The sequence below is a fragment of the Enterobacter sp. RCC_40 genome (assembly GCF_041360735.1).
Classification (GTDB): Bacteria; Pseudomonadota; Gammaproteobacteria; order Enterobacterales; family Enterobacteriaceae; genus Enterobacter; species Enterobacter ludwigii.
The window spans coordinates 350,925-368,369 of sequence record NZ_JBFUPR010000001.1 but is presented as its reverse complement, the minus strand read 5'-3'; the positions used below and the strand labels follow the sequence as shown (position 1 = coordinate 368,369).

Annotated in this window: 17 protein-coding genes; 14 read left to right on the top strand and 3 right to left on the bottom strand. The window is 53.0% G+C overall.

The annotated features are described in order from the left end of the window. Positions 1 to 464: 464 nt before the first annotated feature. Positions 465 to 1,094 (bottom strand): inovirus Gp2 family protein, encoded by a 630-nt coding sequence (locus AB6731_RS01635; protein ID WP_262104768.1) that lies wholly within the window; start codon positions 1,092 to 1,094, stop codon positions 465 to 467. Positions 1,095 to 1,629: 535 nt separating this feature from the next. On the opposite strand from AB6731_RS01635, the gene AB6731_RS01630 reads away from it, so the two are divergent. The 9 genes from AB6731_RS01630 to radC all read left to right on the top strand — a co-directional run bounded on the left by AB6731_RS01630 (position 1,630) and on the right by radC (position 8,008). Beyond that, positions 1,630 to 2,514, top strand: a complete 885-nt coding sequence (locus AB6731_RS01630; RefSeq protein WP_262104770.1) for a GTPase family protein — start codon at positions 1,630 to 1,632, stop codon at positions 2,512 to 2,514. Positions 2,515 to 2,963: 449 nt separating this feature from the next. Next, entirely contained in the window at positions 2,964 to 3,692 is a 729-nt protein-coding gene (locus AB6731_RS01625) for a YafY family protein (protein WP_262104772.1), read from the top strand. After that, complete coding sequence (locus AB6731_RS01620; RefSeq protein WP_262104773.1) at positions 3,689 to 4,192, top strand: hypothetical protein; 504 nt, start codon at positions 3,689 to 3,691, stop codon at positions 4,190 to 4,192. The genes AB6731_RS01625 and AB6731_RS01620 overlap by 4 nt, the downstream gene beginning before the upstream one ends. A gap of 332 nt (positions 4,193 to 4,524) precedes the next feature. Further along, on the top strand, positions 4,525 to 4,836 hold the full coding sequence (locus tag AB6731_RS01615; RefSeq protein WP_262104775.1) for a hypothetical protein: 312 nt from the start codon (positions 4,525 to 4,527) through the stop codon (positions 4,834 to 4,836). Between the two features lie 81 nt (positions 4,837 to 4,917). Next, positions 4,918 to 5,274: a hypothetical protein gene (locus AB6731_RS01610; protein ID WP_371005812.1), complete on the top strand. Its 357-nt coding sequence runs from the start codon at positions 4,918 to 4,920 to the stop codon at positions 5,272 to 5,274. A 60-nt stretch (positions 5,275 to 5,334) separates the two neighbouring features. Then, positions 5,335 to 5,868: a DUF4234 domain-containing protein gene (locus tag AB6731_RS01605; RefSeq protein WP_371005811.1), complete on the top strand. Its 534-nt coding sequence runs from the start codon at positions 5,335 to 5,337 to the stop codon at positions 5,866 to 5,868. Between the two features lie 89 nt (positions 5,869 to 5,957). Next, the gene (locus AB6731_RS01600; RefSeq protein ID WP_262104780.1) at positions 5,958 to 6,776 is read left to right on the top strand and encodes a DUF932 domain-containing protein; all 819 of its coding nucleotides are present in this window, start codon (positions 5,958 to 5,960) and stop codon (positions 6,774 to 6,776) included. A 258-nt stretch (positions 6,777 to 7,034) separates the two neighbouring features. Continuing rightward, on the top strand, positions 7,035 to 7,517 hold the full coding sequence (locus AB6731_RS01595) for an antirestriction protein (protein WP_262104782.1): 483 nt from the start codon (positions 7,035 to 7,037) through the stop codon (positions 7,515 to 7,517). Between the two features lie 11 nt (positions 7,518 to 7,528). Further along, positions 7,529 to 8,008, top strand: coding sequence for a DNA repair protein RadC (radC, locus tag AB6731_RS01590; protein WP_371005810.1), 480 nt, complete (start codon positions 7,529 to 7,531; stop codon positions 8,006 to 8,008). Between the two features lie 278 nt (positions 8,009 to 8,286). Here radC and AB6731_RS01585 read toward each other — a convergent pair whose 3' ends face one another. Then, a complete protein-coding gene (locus AB6731_RS01585) occupies positions 8,287 to 8,670 on the bottom strand; it encodes a DUF1090 domain-containing protein (protein ID WP_262104786.1) in 384 nt (127 codons plus the stop codon). An 854-nt stretch (positions 8,671 to 9,524) separates the two neighbouring features. Here AB6731_RS01585 and mtfA point away from each other — a divergent pair. Then, on the top strand, positions 9,525 to 10,322 hold the full coding sequence (gene mtfA, locus AB6731_RS01580; protein WP_047959006.1) for a DgsA anti-repressor MtfA: 798 nt from the start codon (positions 9,525 to 9,527) through the stop codon (positions 10,320 to 10,322). Here the strand turns inward: mtfA and AB6731_RS01575 are convergent. Next, positions 10,319 to 11,530 carry an MFS transporter gene (locus AB6731_RS01575; RefSeq protein WP_371005809.1) on the bottom strand — a complete coding sequence of 404 codons (1,212 nt, stop codon included), beginning with the start codon at positions 11,528 to 11,530 and terminating at the stop codon, positions 10,319 to 10,321. The two genes, mtfA and AB6731_RS01575, sit on opposite strands and share 4 nt — an antisense overlap. A gap of 138 nt (positions 11,531 to 11,668) precedes the next feature. Here AB6731_RS01575 and AB6731_RS01570 point away from each other — a divergent pair, with 138 nt between their 5' ends. From AB6731_RS01570 to AB6731_RS01555, 4 genes are read left to right on the top strand one after another with little or no spacing between them, the layout of a single operon-like run. Beyond that, positions 11,669 to 13,411 carry an IucA/IucC family siderophore biosynthesis protein gene (locus tag AB6731_RS01570; protein WP_371005808.1) on the top strand — a complete coding sequence of 581 codons (1,743 nt, stop codon included), beginning with the start codon at positions 11,669 to 11,671 and terminating at the stop codon, positions 13,409 to 13,411. Continuing rightward, entirely contained in the window at positions 13,411 to 14,358 is a 948-nt protein-coding gene (locus AB6731_RS01565; RefSeq protein WP_371005807.1) for a GNAT family N-acetyltransferase, read from the top strand. The genes AB6731_RS01570 and AB6731_RS01565 overlap by 1 nt, the downstream gene beginning before the upstream one ends. After that, positions 14,355 to 16,097 carry an aerobactin synthase IucC gene (iucC, locus tag AB6731_RS01560; RefSeq protein ID WP_371005806.1) on the top strand — a complete coding sequence of 581 codons (1,743 nt, stop codon included), beginning with the start codon at positions 14,355 to 14,357 and terminating at the stop codon, positions 16,095 to 16,097. Before AB6731_RS01565 ends, iucC begins: the two co-directional genes overlap by 4 nt. Beyond that, positions 16,094 to 17,419 carry a lysine N(6)-hydroxylase/L-ornithine N(5)-oxygenase family protein gene (locus AB6731_RS01555; RefSeq protein WP_371005805.1) on the top strand — a complete coding sequence of 442 codons (1,326 nt, stop codon included), beginning with the start codon at positions 16,094 to 16,096 and terminating at the stop codon, positions 17,417 to 17,419. The genes iucC and AB6731_RS01555 overlap by 4 nt, the downstream gene beginning before the upstream one ends. The last annotated feature ends 26 nt before the right edge of the window (positions 17,420 to 17,445 follow it).

Here is a 17,445-nt window from a genome sequence, read left to right as displayed (position 1 = left end):
TAGTATGTTTTTCATACTGCCCTTGAGTCTTTCCAGTCATCAGCAGATATGTAAACCTGGCCCTCTACCGAGATAGCGGCTTTCGAGCCAGCAGGATTAACTTGCTTAGGAATAAAATTCCACGTCATAACCGATATTAAAGTAAGACATTTTCATGACAAAAATATACGTTATTTCCCCCATCGACATCACTTATGAACCAACGGCAATAAGCAACCCGATTAAATGTGATTCGGAAACAAATCATGCTTAATTAATTTATAAAACCATTTATCACCACATCCTTAAATTTCGAAACGCAACCCATTCCGGACATATTATTACTGAGCAATCTTCAGGTTCTTTTATCTGCATGACGATTTACCGATATTCTAATTAAATGAAAGACAGAACACTAGGAAAAATTTATTCATCATTAACCTGGCACACCTCCATAACATTCCTCTCGCCTGTAGAGAAATAAATCAGTATTGACTACAGCCAAAATTACGCTGACTATCAGAGTTATCTTTGCTGTAGTCTTTGGCCAAATAGTTTAACCTGTCAGTGACATTTGATAACTGTGCCGTATAATCATTATTGTTTTTACTCAAGTGGTAGTAACAACTGGCAGGAAACTCTACCAGCGGATAATATTGCTGATGATTATTCACAGTATTTAGCGCCAGTGCTCGAACCCAGGCCTCCATAATCATCATGGCGAGATTGTGGGTATATTCTCCATCTATGCTGGTATAACTCCCAGGATATGCATAGGCTTCTCGATTAAAGAGTAAGGCCACGTGATAATGTTTTTTACCGTATTCATTAAACTCCCTTGCCCAGATATGACGAACACGACAAGGATGAACACGTTTACCTGCATTAAATTTTTTTAGTAAGTCAGCTTCAATCTGTGCTTTAAGTGAAACAATGAAACGGGTGACTATACCTGAGTCGGACTTATATGAGCCTGTTTCAATTTCAGGCAAACGAAGGTCTACTCTCAAAACCATTACACGGGGATATTCACATAAGGCTTTAGTGATAGTATCCTGAATACGTTTAACGTGGTTTTTATTCAGTGTGCCGTAGCTGTTAGTATTGATGCTCATGATGAAAGACCTTATGTTAGTGAGTTTGTTCAATAGGATACACACAGGCAGTAATAAATTATTTTCTTCCTTGCAGATCATTATCCGAAAGTGATATGATTATGTTTTATTGATATGTCATAGGGCGCAACCTTATAGGTTGTTCATGCTCACTGTTTTTTATATTATCTAATTTTGCACACATAACAATTACACAGGTACTAATAAATATATCTATATTTATATATTACCAACCCGACAAGTGCCAACTCAAGTTTATATGAAATACAACAAAAGAAAGAAAGCACTTAAATTATGTGTTTTTACATCAGAAATCCTATTATTTTTACTCTCAAGTTAGCCCTCTACCCTCATATAATAGACAACGTAAAACTGTTCTGTTGCACCTGCTTTGTCATACTTCAAACTGTCCTCTCAACATGAGCTGTTCATCTCCTTGAAAAATTAAATTCAAAAAAATTTCAGCTCCATATTACCTATGTGAGAATGGAAGCAGAAATACTTCCATTTTATTTTTTCACTCATGGAGGTTAATGTGTCCGATAAAACTGAACAGGGCCTTGATACCCTAAAGCAACAGCTGTCTATCCTGCCAGAAACACTCTCCAGCACGATACTGAACCGCATCCGGCAGCACATCCATTACGAACCAGTCATTGGTATCATGGGTAAAACAGGGAGTGGAAAAAGTTCGCTCTGTAACGCTCTCTTTCAGCAGCCCCTCAGTCCGGTCAGCGATGTACAAGGCTGTACCCGTGAACCGCTTCGCTTCACACTCGATACAGGCGGATGCCGCATGACGCTGGTTGATTTACCCGGAGCAGGAGAATCTCTCATTTATGACCGTGAATATCAGCAACTGTATAAAGAACAACTACCGAAGCTGGATCTAATTCTTTGGGTGATCAAAGCAGATGACCGGGCCTGTGCGACCGATGAGGCGTTTCACCGGTTCCTGCTCAAATGCGATGTCTCACCAGGCAGCATTGTATTCGTCATTAACCAGGCCGATAAAGCAGAACCGTCGCTGGAATGGGACAGGGAAGCGTCTCAGCCCTCCACCGGCCAGTTGCTGACGCTGACCGCCCGAAGTGCAGCCATTTCACAACAGTTCTCCTGCCCATATCCTGTGCATGCGGTGTCGGCAAAAACCGGTTACAACCTGGCCCGTCTGGTTGAAACCATGATATTTGCCCTCCCCCCGAAGGCCAGTAGCGGCGTGTTTCGTCAGGTCAGGGAAGAACACCGGACTACAGAGGCAGAGAGTACCGCCCGAAAAGATTTTGGCGATCTGCTAAGTGAGCTGCTCAGCCGGATAGTGGACGCATTTCCGTTACCAAAACCCGTCCGGGAAGCGCTGGTAACGATCCGCGAAGGCATAGTGAATGCCGCCTCTGCGCTGTGGCATTGGTTTTTTTGAAAACCGGGAAAATGATACTCATGAAGCTGAGATGGCCTCTTTTATGCGTGCTGCTGGAAATACTCTGCAGACGGACGGTAACCCGCTCCCTGTTTTACTGCAGGTGCGCAGTCTGGCATGGACAAAAAATCCATAATGTCCATTTGGCTGTCATCATTCTGCTGCGCATCTTGTTGTGTTTACTGAGTAAGCGATTTATACAATGCAGCAGAACTGCCTCCTTTAGCCTTGCCAACTTCATCTGCTGACCTCATTAATGACAGGATATGACCATCTGCAGTCCCCTTTCAGAACAAGGTGCAGTCTTTCTTTTAAATTCAGAAAGTTATAATTGGAAAAATAAATCATCTTTTCTACCAGTCTTTCTCATAGCTGGTCACAACCTGTCCATCACGTCCTGCATAATAACCGCGTGAGTTATTTCAGTATTTTTCATTTACGGAGGGCATATGCGCGCCACGGATCCTGCGCATCGACACGACAGGCTGGCACTCAGGCTGTCAGTTATTATCAGCCGGCTTCTTACCGGAGAATCCCTTTCACTGAAAACTCTGTCAGACGAATTTGGCGTATCCGAACGTACACTGCGCCGGGATTTCTCTCAGCGCCTGCTTCATCTGGATCTCACTGGTGATAACGGCTTCTGGCGTTTACGAACGAACCCGATGCGTGATCATACTCCTGGCGCGCTGGCATTTGCCCGCAACACCGGAATTGCCCGACTAATTCCCTCACAGAGCCGCCAGTTAATGCAGCTGTTGATGAATGAAAATGGGACATCTCCGTGTCTGATAGGTCATGTATATCAGCCTGCAGGGATCCGCCCGGACTGCTTTCAGCGGCTTGCTGAAAGCATTTACCACCATCGGATGGTCAGCCTGCTCGTTAAGGGTATTCATCACGACTACCTTGAGCCTTACCGGCTGATTTTTTCACATGCAAAGTGGTACCTGGTGGCCTGCCGGAAGGAAGTAATTCAAGTTTTTTCCCTTGACGAAATTATCTCTGTCTCACTCTCAGAGCAGAATTTCAAACATCGCAACGAGACTAGCGCGCTTATCGTCATGGAGGACTTCATCAATGCGCTTCCGCATTTTCACTTTATCAGCAACGTTATGCATACCTTCAGAGAGCATTCTCCCGAGACTCATATCAAACCAAAAGGAGTCAAAACATGAAACACGCTACCCCCATTCTGTTAAGTGCAGGAATAATGCTGGCATCGATGTCAGCTGTAAATGCCGCCACGCCCGATGCACTTATACAAGCGCATCACCAGCGCTGCGGTAAGCCCGTCTTCTATGCGCAGACCGCTAGCCACAAAAAAGAGGTCGAGATTTGCATCATCACCCCGTCAGTATCGTATTCATTCGGAAAGACCGGCGAAATACATAAGGAAATGAACATTTCCGTACCGGCCACCGCCACCTCGTATGCATACCAGAGCAATCAGGTTATCAGCCTGCAGGAATTTACTGTCCGGAACGGTGATATCTCATACCTAGTATCTGCCGGGACAAACGATGAAGGTAAACCTTTCGCGTCCCTAGACGTTTATCAGGGAACACCCGATGCGGGTAAGCATCTGGCAGAAATCCGGCTCGACCCGGATACGGTGGTGAACAACATCAGCCATGCCCTTGCACAGGAAGGTGTGGCGCAATCAGACAGCCTCTGAACACAGATGTCTAAACATATGGATATTTACAGAATGATTAACAGGCAATTAAAAATGACGACAGCTCCCAGGGGCGTATTAGTGGTCTTCACTCTTATGTCAGCTCTGGCCGTCAGCGGTTGTGGTGATAAGAACGAAAGCGAGTTTATCAGGGGCTGCAAGTCCAGTGGGGGAACCACCGCGGTCTGCAACTGTATTTGGGATACGCTTAAGACGATATATACCCACGGGGAACTGGAGAAAATAAACCAGCAGTATGGCTATGTGCCGCCGCGTTTTATGGACAACATGCAAAGAGCTGCTTTGCAGTGCAGAAATAAGGACTGACCAGAATGACGATTGTTCTTAAATATTTCGCAATTGCCTTCGCCATCGCGCTTGTGGTTGTCCTGTTTAACGTATTCGGGAACACGGGCGAAATTCGCAGTTTCGGACAGGGGATGGGGTATCTGTTCTGGATGACGCTCGGCCCCGGAGCCGGTATGACAGTCGGCGCGTTCCTGCGCCTGTGGCTGATGCCGGACAGTGTCTATACCACTGGCGGAATGGGCGGCCTGTTAAAAGCCCGACTGTTCTGGCTTGCGGGTCCTCAGTGTATCGGCTGGCTGGCCGGTCTGATGACGGTTGGCAAACAGCTGATGTAGTGCCTTACGCGAATAAATCCACCTCAATACCATACAAGAATGGTTGGAATTTTAAATATTTTTCATAAAGGAAAGCCCCTCATGTTTAAACATGTACTGACCGCCGCGCTGCTCATTATCAGTGCCTCTGCCCTGGCTGACACAGCGCCTCTGTCCGTAAATTCACAGGGAACGTATCTGATTAATAATCCGAGTCTTCCCGTCTGGCAACTTACCCTGACCAGTCTGGAAAACGACATCACCATTAAGTCGCTCACACTCAACCGAGGTAACTGCCTGATTTCCATCGCAGGTCGGGGCAAGAACATGGACAAACGTCTGGGTTACGGGCAAACGTTTTCTTTCACCACGCCGAGTAACAGTAACTTCACCCGTTGCCGTCCGCTGGAGCTGACGGTTCAAACGAGCAAGGGCCCCTATACCTTTAACTGGCAGTAAGAGCAACCACTTCTTTTGCACTTAATATTTAAATTCATTATCTGATAAGGAAATTATCCCATGGTCGACATCAATACCCTCAGCCAGCGGCTCAATACCCGTACGCTGCATTTTATCCTGCTCAGCATGGCCACCTGTGGAGTCTGGCCCCTGCTCTGGCTCTACAAAAAGCAAGATATCATTAGCGATACCACGGGTTACCCGCTTTACGGCAAGATGTTTATTATTTGGTTGACAGTCTGTTTCGGGCTCAGCCGCCAGCTGGGTGCAATGGCAGCTCCTGACCCCTACGGCTATGACTCAACCGGTGATATACTGCTTGCGCTTAGCGGACTACTCTCAGTGGCCAGTGGCATCATGTATGTGGTCTGGGCCTTTAAAGCCAGAACGGTGCTACGTCACTATGCGCTGAACACGTTTCGCTTCGACCTAAAGATGAACGCCTTTTATACCGTGCTGTTTAATGTCTTCTACATCACATATTGCATCAATGACATGCACCAGGCACTGGCGAAACACATGATTATTCATGGTGCTTCCGCAACAACGAACGCCCCCGCTCCGGCCCGGACAGAACAGACAAACCTGCCCTGATAACTGCCACGACATCAGTACCACAACCCTCCGACGCCCTGCTCATCCGAGCGGGGCGTTTTCTTTTGTTTCTCAGAAAGGAGATATCCATGCGTTTAACCAGCCGTTTTGGCGCAGTCAACCTTGTCCGTCGTGACCGACCGTTAACCCGGGATGAACTGGTGCATTATGTGCCCAGCATCTTCAGTGAGGAAAAGCACGCATCCCGCAGCGACAGGTATACCTGTATCCCCACCATCACCCTCCTCGATAACCTTCAGCGCGAAGGATTTCAGCCGTTCTTTGCCTGCCAGACCCGCGTGCGGAACCCTGATAAACGTGAACATACGAAGCATATGCTGCGCCTGCGACGTGAAAGTCAGATTACCGGCAAACAGGTCCCGGAAATCATTCTCCTCAACAGTCATGACGGCTCCAGCTCATACCAGATGTTGCCGGGCCTGTTTCGTTTTGTCTGTCAGAACGGTCTGGTCTGTGGCGAAAGCTTTGGTGAGGTGCGCGTGCCGCACAAGGGCAATGTGGTAGAGAAGGTTATTGAGGGGGCTTACGAGGTGCTGGGGATATTTGACCGGGTGGAAGAGAAGCGGGACGCCATGGAGTCACTGATACTCCCCCCACCGGCACAGCAGGCGTTTGCCAGGGCCGCGCTGACGTACCGCTTTGGTGAAGAGCACCAGCCGGTAACAGAGTCCCAAATCCTCTCTCCGCGCCGCTGGCAGGATGAGAGAAACGACCTGTGGACAACCTGCCAGCGCATTCAGGAGAACCTGATGAAAGGTGGCCTGCCGGGCAGAACAGCAAAGGGAAAACGGGCCCGTACACGCGGGGTTAATGGTATCGACAGCGACGTGAAGCTCAACCGGGCCCTGTGGGTAATGGCAGAAAGCCTTCTGGAAAACTTAAAGTAATGCCGCGTATTCCCGGGGGTGTGATTCAGGTCTCAGAACATTCACGTCCCCCGACCTACCAGACAGGTCGTCGCGCTGCCTCAGACGACGACCTGTACGCCTGGTGTTCGCACCTTCTTTACCGCCCCGGTGAACTCAGTCTGCGCAGCTTAAGCTCTCCCGAAGGTTACTGGCCCTCTCGCTGTGATGAAGATGGCTATACGCAGGCCTGTCCGTCACTTCGCTTCAACAAACCCTCTCTATAACAAAGGAAATCATATGAACGATATTCTTAACCTGACCAGTGCAGTTACAGAAACTCTCACCTCACCGCAGTCCGGGACAGGCGGCATCGTGTGCACGCCAGTGCCCGATGAACAGCGTGTCGCCTTCTGGCCACAGCACTTTGGCAGCATACCGCAGTGGATAAGCCTGGAGCCCACAGTTTTCGCCTGGATGCACCGCTTCTGTGAGGATTACAGCGGAGGCATCTGGCAGTTTTACACGCTGAGCAACGGTGGTGCGTTTATGGCACCCCTGGCCGGTGCCGACAACGATGAAAAGTGGAGATTGTTTAACGCCATGAACGGCAACGGTGGCGAAATGAGCGCCGGGGCTGCAGGACTGGCAGCTTGCCTCATCACGTACAGCCATCACGCCTGCCGTACAGAATGCGGAGCCATGACGGAGCACTACTACCGGCTGCGGGATTATGCGCTGGTACATCCTGAATGCAACGCCATCATGCACATCATCGACTGAGGCCGACCGCTATGGAACACCAGCTCCCCTTGTTTGCCACCGCACTACCCCCATCCGCACAGCAGACTATCCGGGAGGCCATCACCCTGCTGGAGAATCAACTACGTGAACCCGGTACGCCATTCACGTCCAGCCAGTCGGTGCGTGACTGGCTGCGTCTGCAGTTTGCCACGCTTGAGCGTGAAGTCTTTATCGTGATATTTCTTGATAACCAGCATCATCTGCTGGCTCACGAGATACTGTTTCAGGGCACGATTAACAGTATCACCGTGCACCCGCGTGAGGTGGTTAAGGCCGGGCTGAAATATAATGCCGCCGCAGTCGTTTTGGCACATAATCACCCGTCAGGCTTCGCAGAACCCAGCAATGCCGACCGGAAAATTACAGAATGCCTAAAACAAGCACTGGCACTGGTTGAGATCCACCTGCTGGACCACCTGGTTATCGGTGGTATGGATATTGTTTCTCTTGCAGAGCGCGGCTGGCTATAAGGGTCAGGAAGAAATATGTCTGTAAATCATATGTGAGTCTCTTGAGAATATCCGCTATAGACCCCAATGCCACGAGTTCTGCACGATAAGCAAGAACAAAATCGTCATCAGAAGAGGTGTAAAGAATCAAAAGCTAACGAAAACACCACATAAATCGCCTATGGAATTGCTAATATTATAAGCTAAAGTGAGAATGCCTTCCTTAAAAGGGGCATTCTCAATCCCCTACGGAGTAAATTTTTTTGCTGATTTATAAGACTAACTCAGCGTGATAACATTCATTTTTGTAGCTCTGCTTCGGCCTCCTGCAAGTCTGCCCTGGATTCTATGAGCTTAACTTGTTTTTTTGCTATCTTATCGGCACGTCCGGATGCTTTTGCCTCCTGAAGTTCCAGTTCCCGCTCGATAACCTTTTGCTGTTTTTTAAGTACGTCAGCCTCACGCTCTTTTTTGAGCGAGGCATCCGTACAGGTTGCGACGACCTCTGCGTAGGCTTTTTTTAAGCCATCGACGCGATAGCTATTTTCGTGTGTTTCCGCCAGGCGAATTTGCTGCTCGATGTTATACAGTTTAGCAGCACATCCCGTCAATGCTTCCTCCGCCTGTGCTGAAAGAGTAATGCTCATCGTAATAATTACTGCAAGAATTGATTGCTTATTCATACTTTGACTTTCCATTTATTTAACTCGTCTACTTTGAATTATTTCGGCAAACATAGGGCTTTCTGAAATTTTCATTTTCTATAGAAGAAGGATTGACGATGAAAGAAACAATAATTTAGTTACAAATTAATGACTTTTATAAAAGAGGAAACCTGTTTCCACGAAAAAATCTGTTGTACTAGCATTGCCGTTCATTGTGATAACCACATTACTGGCTGGTTGTCTTGCACAAACGCAAACCTCGACCTCTAGAGATCACTTTCAATTTAAGACTCAGACAGTGCCCTTGCCGTATAATGTGGTGCTCTCAGGCTCTGTTGATGATCGTATGCAATGTGAAAATTGCGGTAATAACGGCAAAAAGACCTTCATCAAAGGAGGTGAGCAGCTCAGCCAGTACAGTATGATGATTGACAGCCCGTACTTTGCCTTCCTCTGTAATAACTCAACCGACGACTGTCGCAACGAAAAATGGATTGCAATTAATAAAAATCTCGTCGAACCGTATGTCAGAACGATTTCACTTGCCGGCAATACGGATCTTAGCGATCTCCGCCCGGCAAATGATTGCATAACACCTAGCTACAGGTGACTTATGCCAATGGAGAGAAGAACGTTTTCACTTTCGACAACAATAAATAATCACAGAGAAACCGACTTTTCTCGCCTAGTTTTCTCAATGGGATTCTTGTCACTGAAAGGAAAAGGGATAAGTGGTTGAATAATGGCGGAGAGGCTGGCCTCTTCTGCCATTCCGACATCTCAACGTTTTATAGTTGCCTTCATGCCGGGTTCTTTGGCATGTTAACCTGACCTTTCAATTTTGTTCACGTGACGAGTTTGCGAGCAAAGCGATGATTAAGTGGCCCTGGAAATCAAATGATGCTGGTCAACATGCGGCGCTGCCGTGGGATGACGCGCTGGCGATCCCCGTGCTGGCCAGTCTCCAGCCGGATGAACAGTCAAAGCTGATTCAGCTGGCGGATCGCTTTTTGCAGCAAAAGCGGCTGGTCCCGCTGCAGGGGTTTGAGCTGGATGCCCATAAAAGTGCGCGCATCGCCCTGCTGTTCTGCCTGCCGGTGCTTGAACTCGGTATTGAGTGGCTGGACGGTTTCCACGAAGTGCTGATCTACCCTGCGCCGTTCGTGGTGGATGACGAGTGGGAAGATGATATCGGGCTGGTGCATAACCAGCGCGTGGTGCAGTCCGGGCAAAGCTGGCAGCAAGGGCCGATTATCCTCAACTGGCTCGATATTCAGGACTCGTTCGACGCGTCCGGTTTTAATCTGATTATTCATGAGGTGGCGCATAAGCTGGATACCCGCAACGGCGATCGCGCCAGCGGCGTGCCGCTGATCCCGCTTCGCGACGTCGCGGGGTGGGAGCACGATCTGCACGCGGCGATGGATAACATCCAGGACGAAATCGACCTGGTGGGTGAAAGCGCGGCCAGCATCGATGCCTATGCGGCGACCGATCCCGCCGAGTGTTTTGCGGTGCTGTCAGAGTATTTCTTCAGCGCACCCGAGCTCTTCGCGCCGCGTTTCCCGGCGCTGTGGCAGCGTTTCTGCCACTTTTATCAGCAGGATCCGCTTAAGCGTCTAAGGCAGCATGAAGAGTCTGGCGGCGCGTCTGTCCGTCAGGTCCACTAGCGCCTGCCGGCCGGGGTACGCTCAGCTGACCATACCCCTACGCTCAGGGCCAAAAACAGCAGCGCCATTCCCCAGGCGGCCACGATTAACGACGACTCACCGGATACGCGCGTTACCAGCGGGACCAGCAGCGCGCTGACGCCGTAGCCTAACGTATGGCTGGTGGCAATCACCCCCGCCCCTTTCCCTGTCGTCAACCTGTCGTTCAGCAGTAGCTGATAGCCGGGCGTCGCCATGGCCGCCCCCAGCGAGGTGATGACGCTCCCCACGTAGAACAGCGCGACACCCGCAATACACATCACCCCAAGGCCGACAACCATCAGCCCCGCCGCCAGGCACAGCAAGGTGACCGGGCTGAAATGCTGCGGGCGAACCACCAGAAACTGCGCAGCAAGCGTGGCCAGCGCGGCCAGGCTCAGCAGGACCGCGACATGATGGCTAATCTCCCGGGCGTTACCGTTCAGCAACGGGCTAAGATGCGGTGACAGGCCAAGCTGCATCAGACTCACCAGCGCCGCCAGCAGCAGCGCCAGCAGCAGAAACGGCAGCATTGCTGCGGTTAGCCGGGTCGACTGATGCGCCACCGGCGGCAGCGGCGGATCGGCGACTTCGCGAAGCACCAGCAGCAGAGCGATTAACGGCGCGATCGCCATCAGCCACAGCGGCGCCACCGGGTTAACGCTGAGCATCATCGCCGCCAGCGGCGGGCCGAGCAGACGCCCGCAACTGAGACCGGAGCTGATTGTCGCCAGCGCGGCCATTCTTTTCTCCAGCCCCGCGCGCTGAATCGCCCACGTCTGGGCCGCAGGCACCAGCCCGGAGACCGTCAGGCCGTAAAGCGTTCGCGAGAGGACCAGCCCCGCCAGCCCCCAGACGGTATCCAGCCTCCCGGCGGCCATCGCCCAGACCACCAGCGCCATGACGACAAAACTGGCCAGATAGCCGCTGAGCGCGGCCAGCATCACACTTTTACAGCCGTGCCGCTCGCTCTGGCGTCCCCACCAGGGCGAAGCCGGTAAAAAGAGCATCGATCCGAACATCAACAGACCCGCCCAGACGGAGAGCGAGAGTCCGGTCAGAGTGACCAGCTGCGGCAGCATCACCAGCAACCCGTTTTGCCCAATACCTAACAATCCGGCGCATAACGCCAGTGGCCAGTTCGCTTTCGGGGTGAGGTTTTCCGTCAGTGTTTCAGGGTAAGTGCGCATGAGAATGTGAACATAGTGTCAATAAATGTGTGGAAATCATGAAGTTTATGAAAACAAATATTGCAAAAATAGTTGCGACTGTAAATAGAATGCATATCATAACGATAATTATTATCAATCATGGAATGAGGTACACCTATGCGTACTCTGCCCCGCTCCGCCGGTACAGACGTTGCGGCCCAGTGTTTTTTGAACGCCCTGTTGCGTGAAACGAAGGACTGGCGCTATCTCCCCGCTACCGTTGCGGATGAGCTATCGCAGATTCATATTCCGCTCTCTTCAACCCAGGCCATTCGGGTTCCGGTACGCTATTTCTCACCGACTCAGCATCATCAGTATCACTTTCCGGCGATGCTTATCCAGCGCGACAGCGATAGCGGTGACGCCGTCACTTTCACGCAACTGGTTGACTTAATTCTTGAAAAACCTTCAGTTAAAGGCTCACTCGATACCGAAACGCTGGCTCGCTTTAAGCAACGCGCCCTTGAAAGCCATGCCCACACCTGGCAGGCCATCGATTTGCGCCACAACTGGGCAACCCTGCGTGACAAACCGCTGAATTTTGCGCAAGCAGAACAGGCGCTGCTGGTGGGCCATGCGTTTCACCCGGCCCCCAAATCTCACGAGCCGTTTAACGAAAGTGAAGCGCGCCGCTATTTGCCTGATTTTGCCTCCCGCTTCCCGCTGCGCTGGTTTGCGGTTAAGCGTGAATTGATTGCCGGCGACAGCCTGGCCGTCTCTCTTCGCGAACGCCTGCTGCGCTTCGCAGCGCAGAGTGCCCCTGAGCTCCTCGGTCACTTCACCGATACCTGCTGGCTGCTGCCGATGCATCCGTGGCAGGCCGAGCATTTGCTGGGTCAGGCCTGGTGCCAGCGTCTTGTGGCTAACGGCGATCTGCAGGATTTGGGCGAAGCGGGCGCACAGTGGCTGCCCACCAGCTCCTCACGCTCGCTGTACAGCGAAACCAACAGCGACATGATCAAGTTTTCCCTCAGCGTGCGCCTGACCAACTCCGTGCGCACGCTGTCGGTGAAAGAGGTTAAACGCGGTATGCGCCTGGCGCGTCTGGCTAAGACAGCGCGCTGGCAGACCTTACAGGCACGCTACCCGACCCTGCGTGTTATGCAGGAAGACGGCTGGGCGGGGCTGCGTGATGAAAATGGCGTCATCCAGGAAGAGAGCCTGATGGCCCTGCGCGTGAACCTGCTGTTCGGGACGCCAGACAACCAGACCAACGTACTGGTGAGCCTGACGCAGGCGGCACCGGACGGAGGTGACAGTCTGCTGGTTGCGGCGGTACGTCGTCTGAGCCAGCGCCTGGATTTACCCCTTGCCGGGGCTGCGCGCTGCTGGGTGCAGGCGTATTGCGATCGCGTCTTACTTCCGCTGTTTAGCGCGGAAGCGGATTACGGCCTGGTTCTGCTGGCACACCAGCAAAATATCCTCGTTGAGATGCAGCAGGATTTCCCCGTCGGGCTGATCTACCGCGATTGTCAGGGCAGCGCCTGGACTGAAGGGGCCGATGAATGGCTAAAAGAGGCGGGTGAACATGATGTGGAAAACCGTTTTGGCGAAAGCCAGCTGCTGCGCTACTTCCCCTACTACCTGCTGCTGAACTCAACGCTTGCCGTGACTGCCGCCCTCGCCGCCGCCGGTTTCGACAGCGAAGAGAGCCTGATGGCGCAGGTGCGTGACGCACTGGCCGAATTACGCAAAACAGCGAAACAGACCCGCTGCCTCGACTACGTGCTCGACAGCCCAACCTGGAACTGTAAAGGCAACTTTTTCTGCTATCTGCACGATCGCAACGAAAACACCATCGCCGATCCGGCAGTGATCTATTTCGACTTTAGCAACCCGTTTTACAAGGAGAAGGCGTGATGGCAAACGCGAATATCGTCCATTCTGGCTATGGCTTTCGCTGCACCGCAACGGAGAACACTCTGCCCCTGACGTTAGGTCTCGACGGCAGCGCAGTGCTTGAGCGCGTGAGTGGTATCCCGGAAGGCTGGTTAGTCGACGCGCTGGATCAGCTGTTTATCGCCGCACCGGCACTGACCGGCGTCACGCTCCCCTGGTCTGCCTGGCAGGATGAACCGCAGGCGCAGGCGCTGTTTACGCTTGCCAGCGGGGATTATCTGGCGCGCGAAACGTTCTGGCAGTTGCCCCTGTGGCTGCAGGGAGAACGGCCCCAGAACCACAGCGGCATGCAGTTCGATGAAAGCCGTCAGCTTTACTTCCCGCGGCGCCCTCACCGTCCGCAAGGCGAAGTCTATCGCCGTTACGACCCGCAGATTAAACGCACCCTGAGTTTCCGCGTGGCCGATGTGGCGCAGGACGGCGAACGTTTCACCCGCTGGATGAACACCCCGCGCGTTAACGCCTTCTGGGAGATGGCCGGCCCGCAGGCGGAGCAGGAAAATTACCTGCGCCGTCAGCTCGACTCGACCTATTGTTATCCGCTTATCGGCTGCTTTGATGACCAGCCGTTCGGCTACTTTGAAATTTACTGGGCGGCGGAAGACCGTATTGGCCGTCACTATCGCTGGCAGCCGTTTGACCGCGGCCTGCACATGCTGGTTGGGGAAGAAAACTGGCGCGGCGCGCAGTATATCCGCAGCTGGCTGCGCGGTCTGAGCCATTATCTGTGGCTGGATGAGCCACGCACAACACGCATCGTTGCCGAGCCGCGTTTCGACAACCAGCGCCTGTTCCGCCATCTTTCGTCTGCCGGTTTCGAGACCGTAAAAGAGTTCGACTTCCCACATAAACGCTCGCGCCTCATCATGAACCAGCGTCACCGCTTCTTCAGCGAGGTGGGACTGTGAACGTGTACTGGCAGAAAGTGAACCGCGACATGGTGGCGAAGATCCTCGCCGAGCTGGAATATGAACGCACCCTGAGCGCCCGGCAGCTGGCAGACAATCGCTGGCAAATCACCATGGGCGCGGAGACCTGGCAGTTCCAGGCCACGCGCGGGATCTGGGGCTGGCTGCATATCGACCCCGAGAGCCTGACCACCGTCAGCGGTAACGCAGTGGACGCAGAAACTGCACTGCTGCAGCTTGCGACGGTACTGGAGATGAGCGACGCGCAGACCGCGGAGCATCTGGAAGATCTCTATGCCACGCTGCGGGGTGATATTCAGCTGTTACAGGCGCGCGAAACGCTGGATGCTGACGCGCTCATTCATCTCGACCCGGACGAATTACAGTGCCTGATGAGCGGCCATCCTAAGTTTATCTTTAACAAGGGACGCCGCGGCTGGGGGCTGGATGCGCTACGCCAGTATGCCCCGGAATACCGTGGCCGTTTTCGCCTGCACTGGGTCGCCGTGCAACGTGCGCACCTGGTCTGGAGCAGCGATGTTGATTGCGATATCAATACTCTGCTGGCGAGCGCCATGGATAACGCCGAGCGCGCCCGGTTTGATGCCCGCTGGCAGGCGCTGGATCTTGATGATAACTGGCTGCCCGTGCCGCTGCATCCGTGGCAGTGGCAACAAAAGATTGCTGTCCATTTCCTGGCGCAACTCGCGCGCGGCGAAATGGTTGAGCTGGGCGAGTTTGGCGACGAGTACCTGGCGCAGCAATCGTTGCGTACCCTCACCAATGCCAGCCGCCGCACGCCGTTTGACATCAAGCTGCCGCTGACCATTTACAACACCTCCTGCTATCGCGGTATTCCGGGTAAGTACATTGCCGCTGGCCCGCTGGCCTCACGCTGGTTACAGCAGCAGTTCGCCAGCGATGCCACGCTTATTCGCTGTGGCGCGCAGGTGCTTGGCGAGCCCGCGGCCGGGTATCTTTCCCACCCGGGTTACGCCGCGCTGCCGAAAGCGCCTTACCGTTATCAGGAGATGCTGGGGGTTATCTGGCGCGAAAATCCGTCCTGTTATCTTCAGCAGGGTGAAGAAGCGGTGCTGATGGCTGCGTTGATGGAAAGCGATAATGCCGGACGCCCCTTGATTGACGCATGGATCGCCCAATCCGGTTTGACCGCTGAAACCTGGCTGGAAAAGCTCTTTGACGCGACGGTCATCCCTTTCTATCACCTGCTCTGCCGCTATGGCGTGGCGCTTATCGCCCACGGCCAGAACGTGACGCTGGTGATGAAAGACGCCATCCCGCAACGCATCCTGCTGAAAGATTTCCAGGGGGACATGCGCCTGGTGGATGAAGATTTCCCGCAGTCAGCAAGCCTGCCTGAACAGGTGAAGTCCGTCACGGCGCGCCTGAGTGCGGATTACATCATTCACGATCTGCAAACCGGTAACTTTGTCACGGTGCTGCGGTTTATTTCACGCCTTACCCTGCAAAGCGGCGTCAGCGAAACCCGTTTCTACAAGATCCTGGCCGAGGTATTGCGCCGCTATATGGCCGCACATCCCGATCTCGCCGAACGCTTTGCGAAGTTTGATCTCTTTAAGCCGCAAATTATTCGCGTGATCCTCAACCCGGTCAAACTGACCTTCTCCGAACACGACGGCGGCAGCCGCATGTTGCCGAATTATGTCACCGATCTTGATAACCCTCTTTTTCTGGTCTCCCAGGAGTCAGCGCAATGAAAACGTATGATTTCATCGGCATTGGTATTGGACCGTTTAACCTCAGCATCGCCGCACTGGCTGAGGGACTGGACGGTTTTAGTTCGCTGTTTCTTGAACGCAAGCCGCATTTCTCCTGGCACCCTGGCATGATGGTGCCGGACTGCCATATGCAAACCAGCTTCCTGAAAGATCTGGTGAGCGCCGTGGACCCCACCAATCGCCACAGTTTTCTTAACTATCTGGTGCAGCGTAAAAAGTTCTATCGTTTTCTGACCACCGAGCAGCGTACCGTTTCTCGCGAAGAGTTTGCCGATTACCTGTGCTGGGCCGCGGAAAACCTCACCAACCTGTCCTTCAGCCAGCAGGTACAGCAGGTCAGTTTTGATGAAAAAAACGGTCTGTTTGACGTGGTGACTCAGCGCGATCGCTTCCTGGCGCGTCACGTCTGCGTGGGAATTGGCAAACAGATTAACCTGCCTGACTGCGCTCCGGCGCAGGATGACAGCTGCTTCCACGCCAGCGAGATGATGCTGCGCACGCCGGACTTAGCGGGCAAGCGCGTCACCGTCGTCGGCGGAGGTCAGAGTGGTGCAGATCTGTTTCTGAATATCTTCCGCGGGGAGTGGGGTCAGCCACTGAGCCTGAACTGGGTTTCCCGACGCAACAATTATAACGCGCTGGATGAAGCGGCTTTCGCCAACGAGTATTTCACACCGGAATATGTAGACAGCTTCTCCACGCTTGGCGAAGAGGCGCGTCGTCAGATGCTGCACGAGCAGAAGATGACCTCCGACGGTATCACCACGGAGTCTCTGCTGGCGATTTATCGCGCCATGTATCACCGCTTCGAAGTGCTGCGGGAAAAACCGTGGGCACACCTGCTGCCCTCTCGCTCGGTCACCGCGATCGCGCAGCAGGAGAACGGCAAGCGCCTGACGTTACAGCATCACCTCGACGGTGGCCGTGAACAACTCGATACCGACGTGGTGATTTTCGCGACCGGCTATCGCACCGTGCAGCCTGCGTTTCTGGCACCGCTCTCCCATCGCCTGCGTCTGGACGCCGACGAAACCTTCTGCATCAACAATGATTTCACCCTTGAATGGGACGGTCCGCAGAGCAACCGCCTGTTCGCCGTGAATGCCGGGATGCACCGTCTTGGCATTGCCGAACCCCAGCTCAGCCTGATGGCCTGGCGCGCCGCGCGAATTCTGAATCGCGCGCACGACGACGAGCCGTTTGAGCTGGCCACCACCCCTGGCGTGATCCACTGGCGAAGCACTCCCCGCCCGGACAGCAGCCAGGTTTATCAATCTTTAGCAAGAACCACCGAGTACTGACACACACATTCAGGAACTACATAACA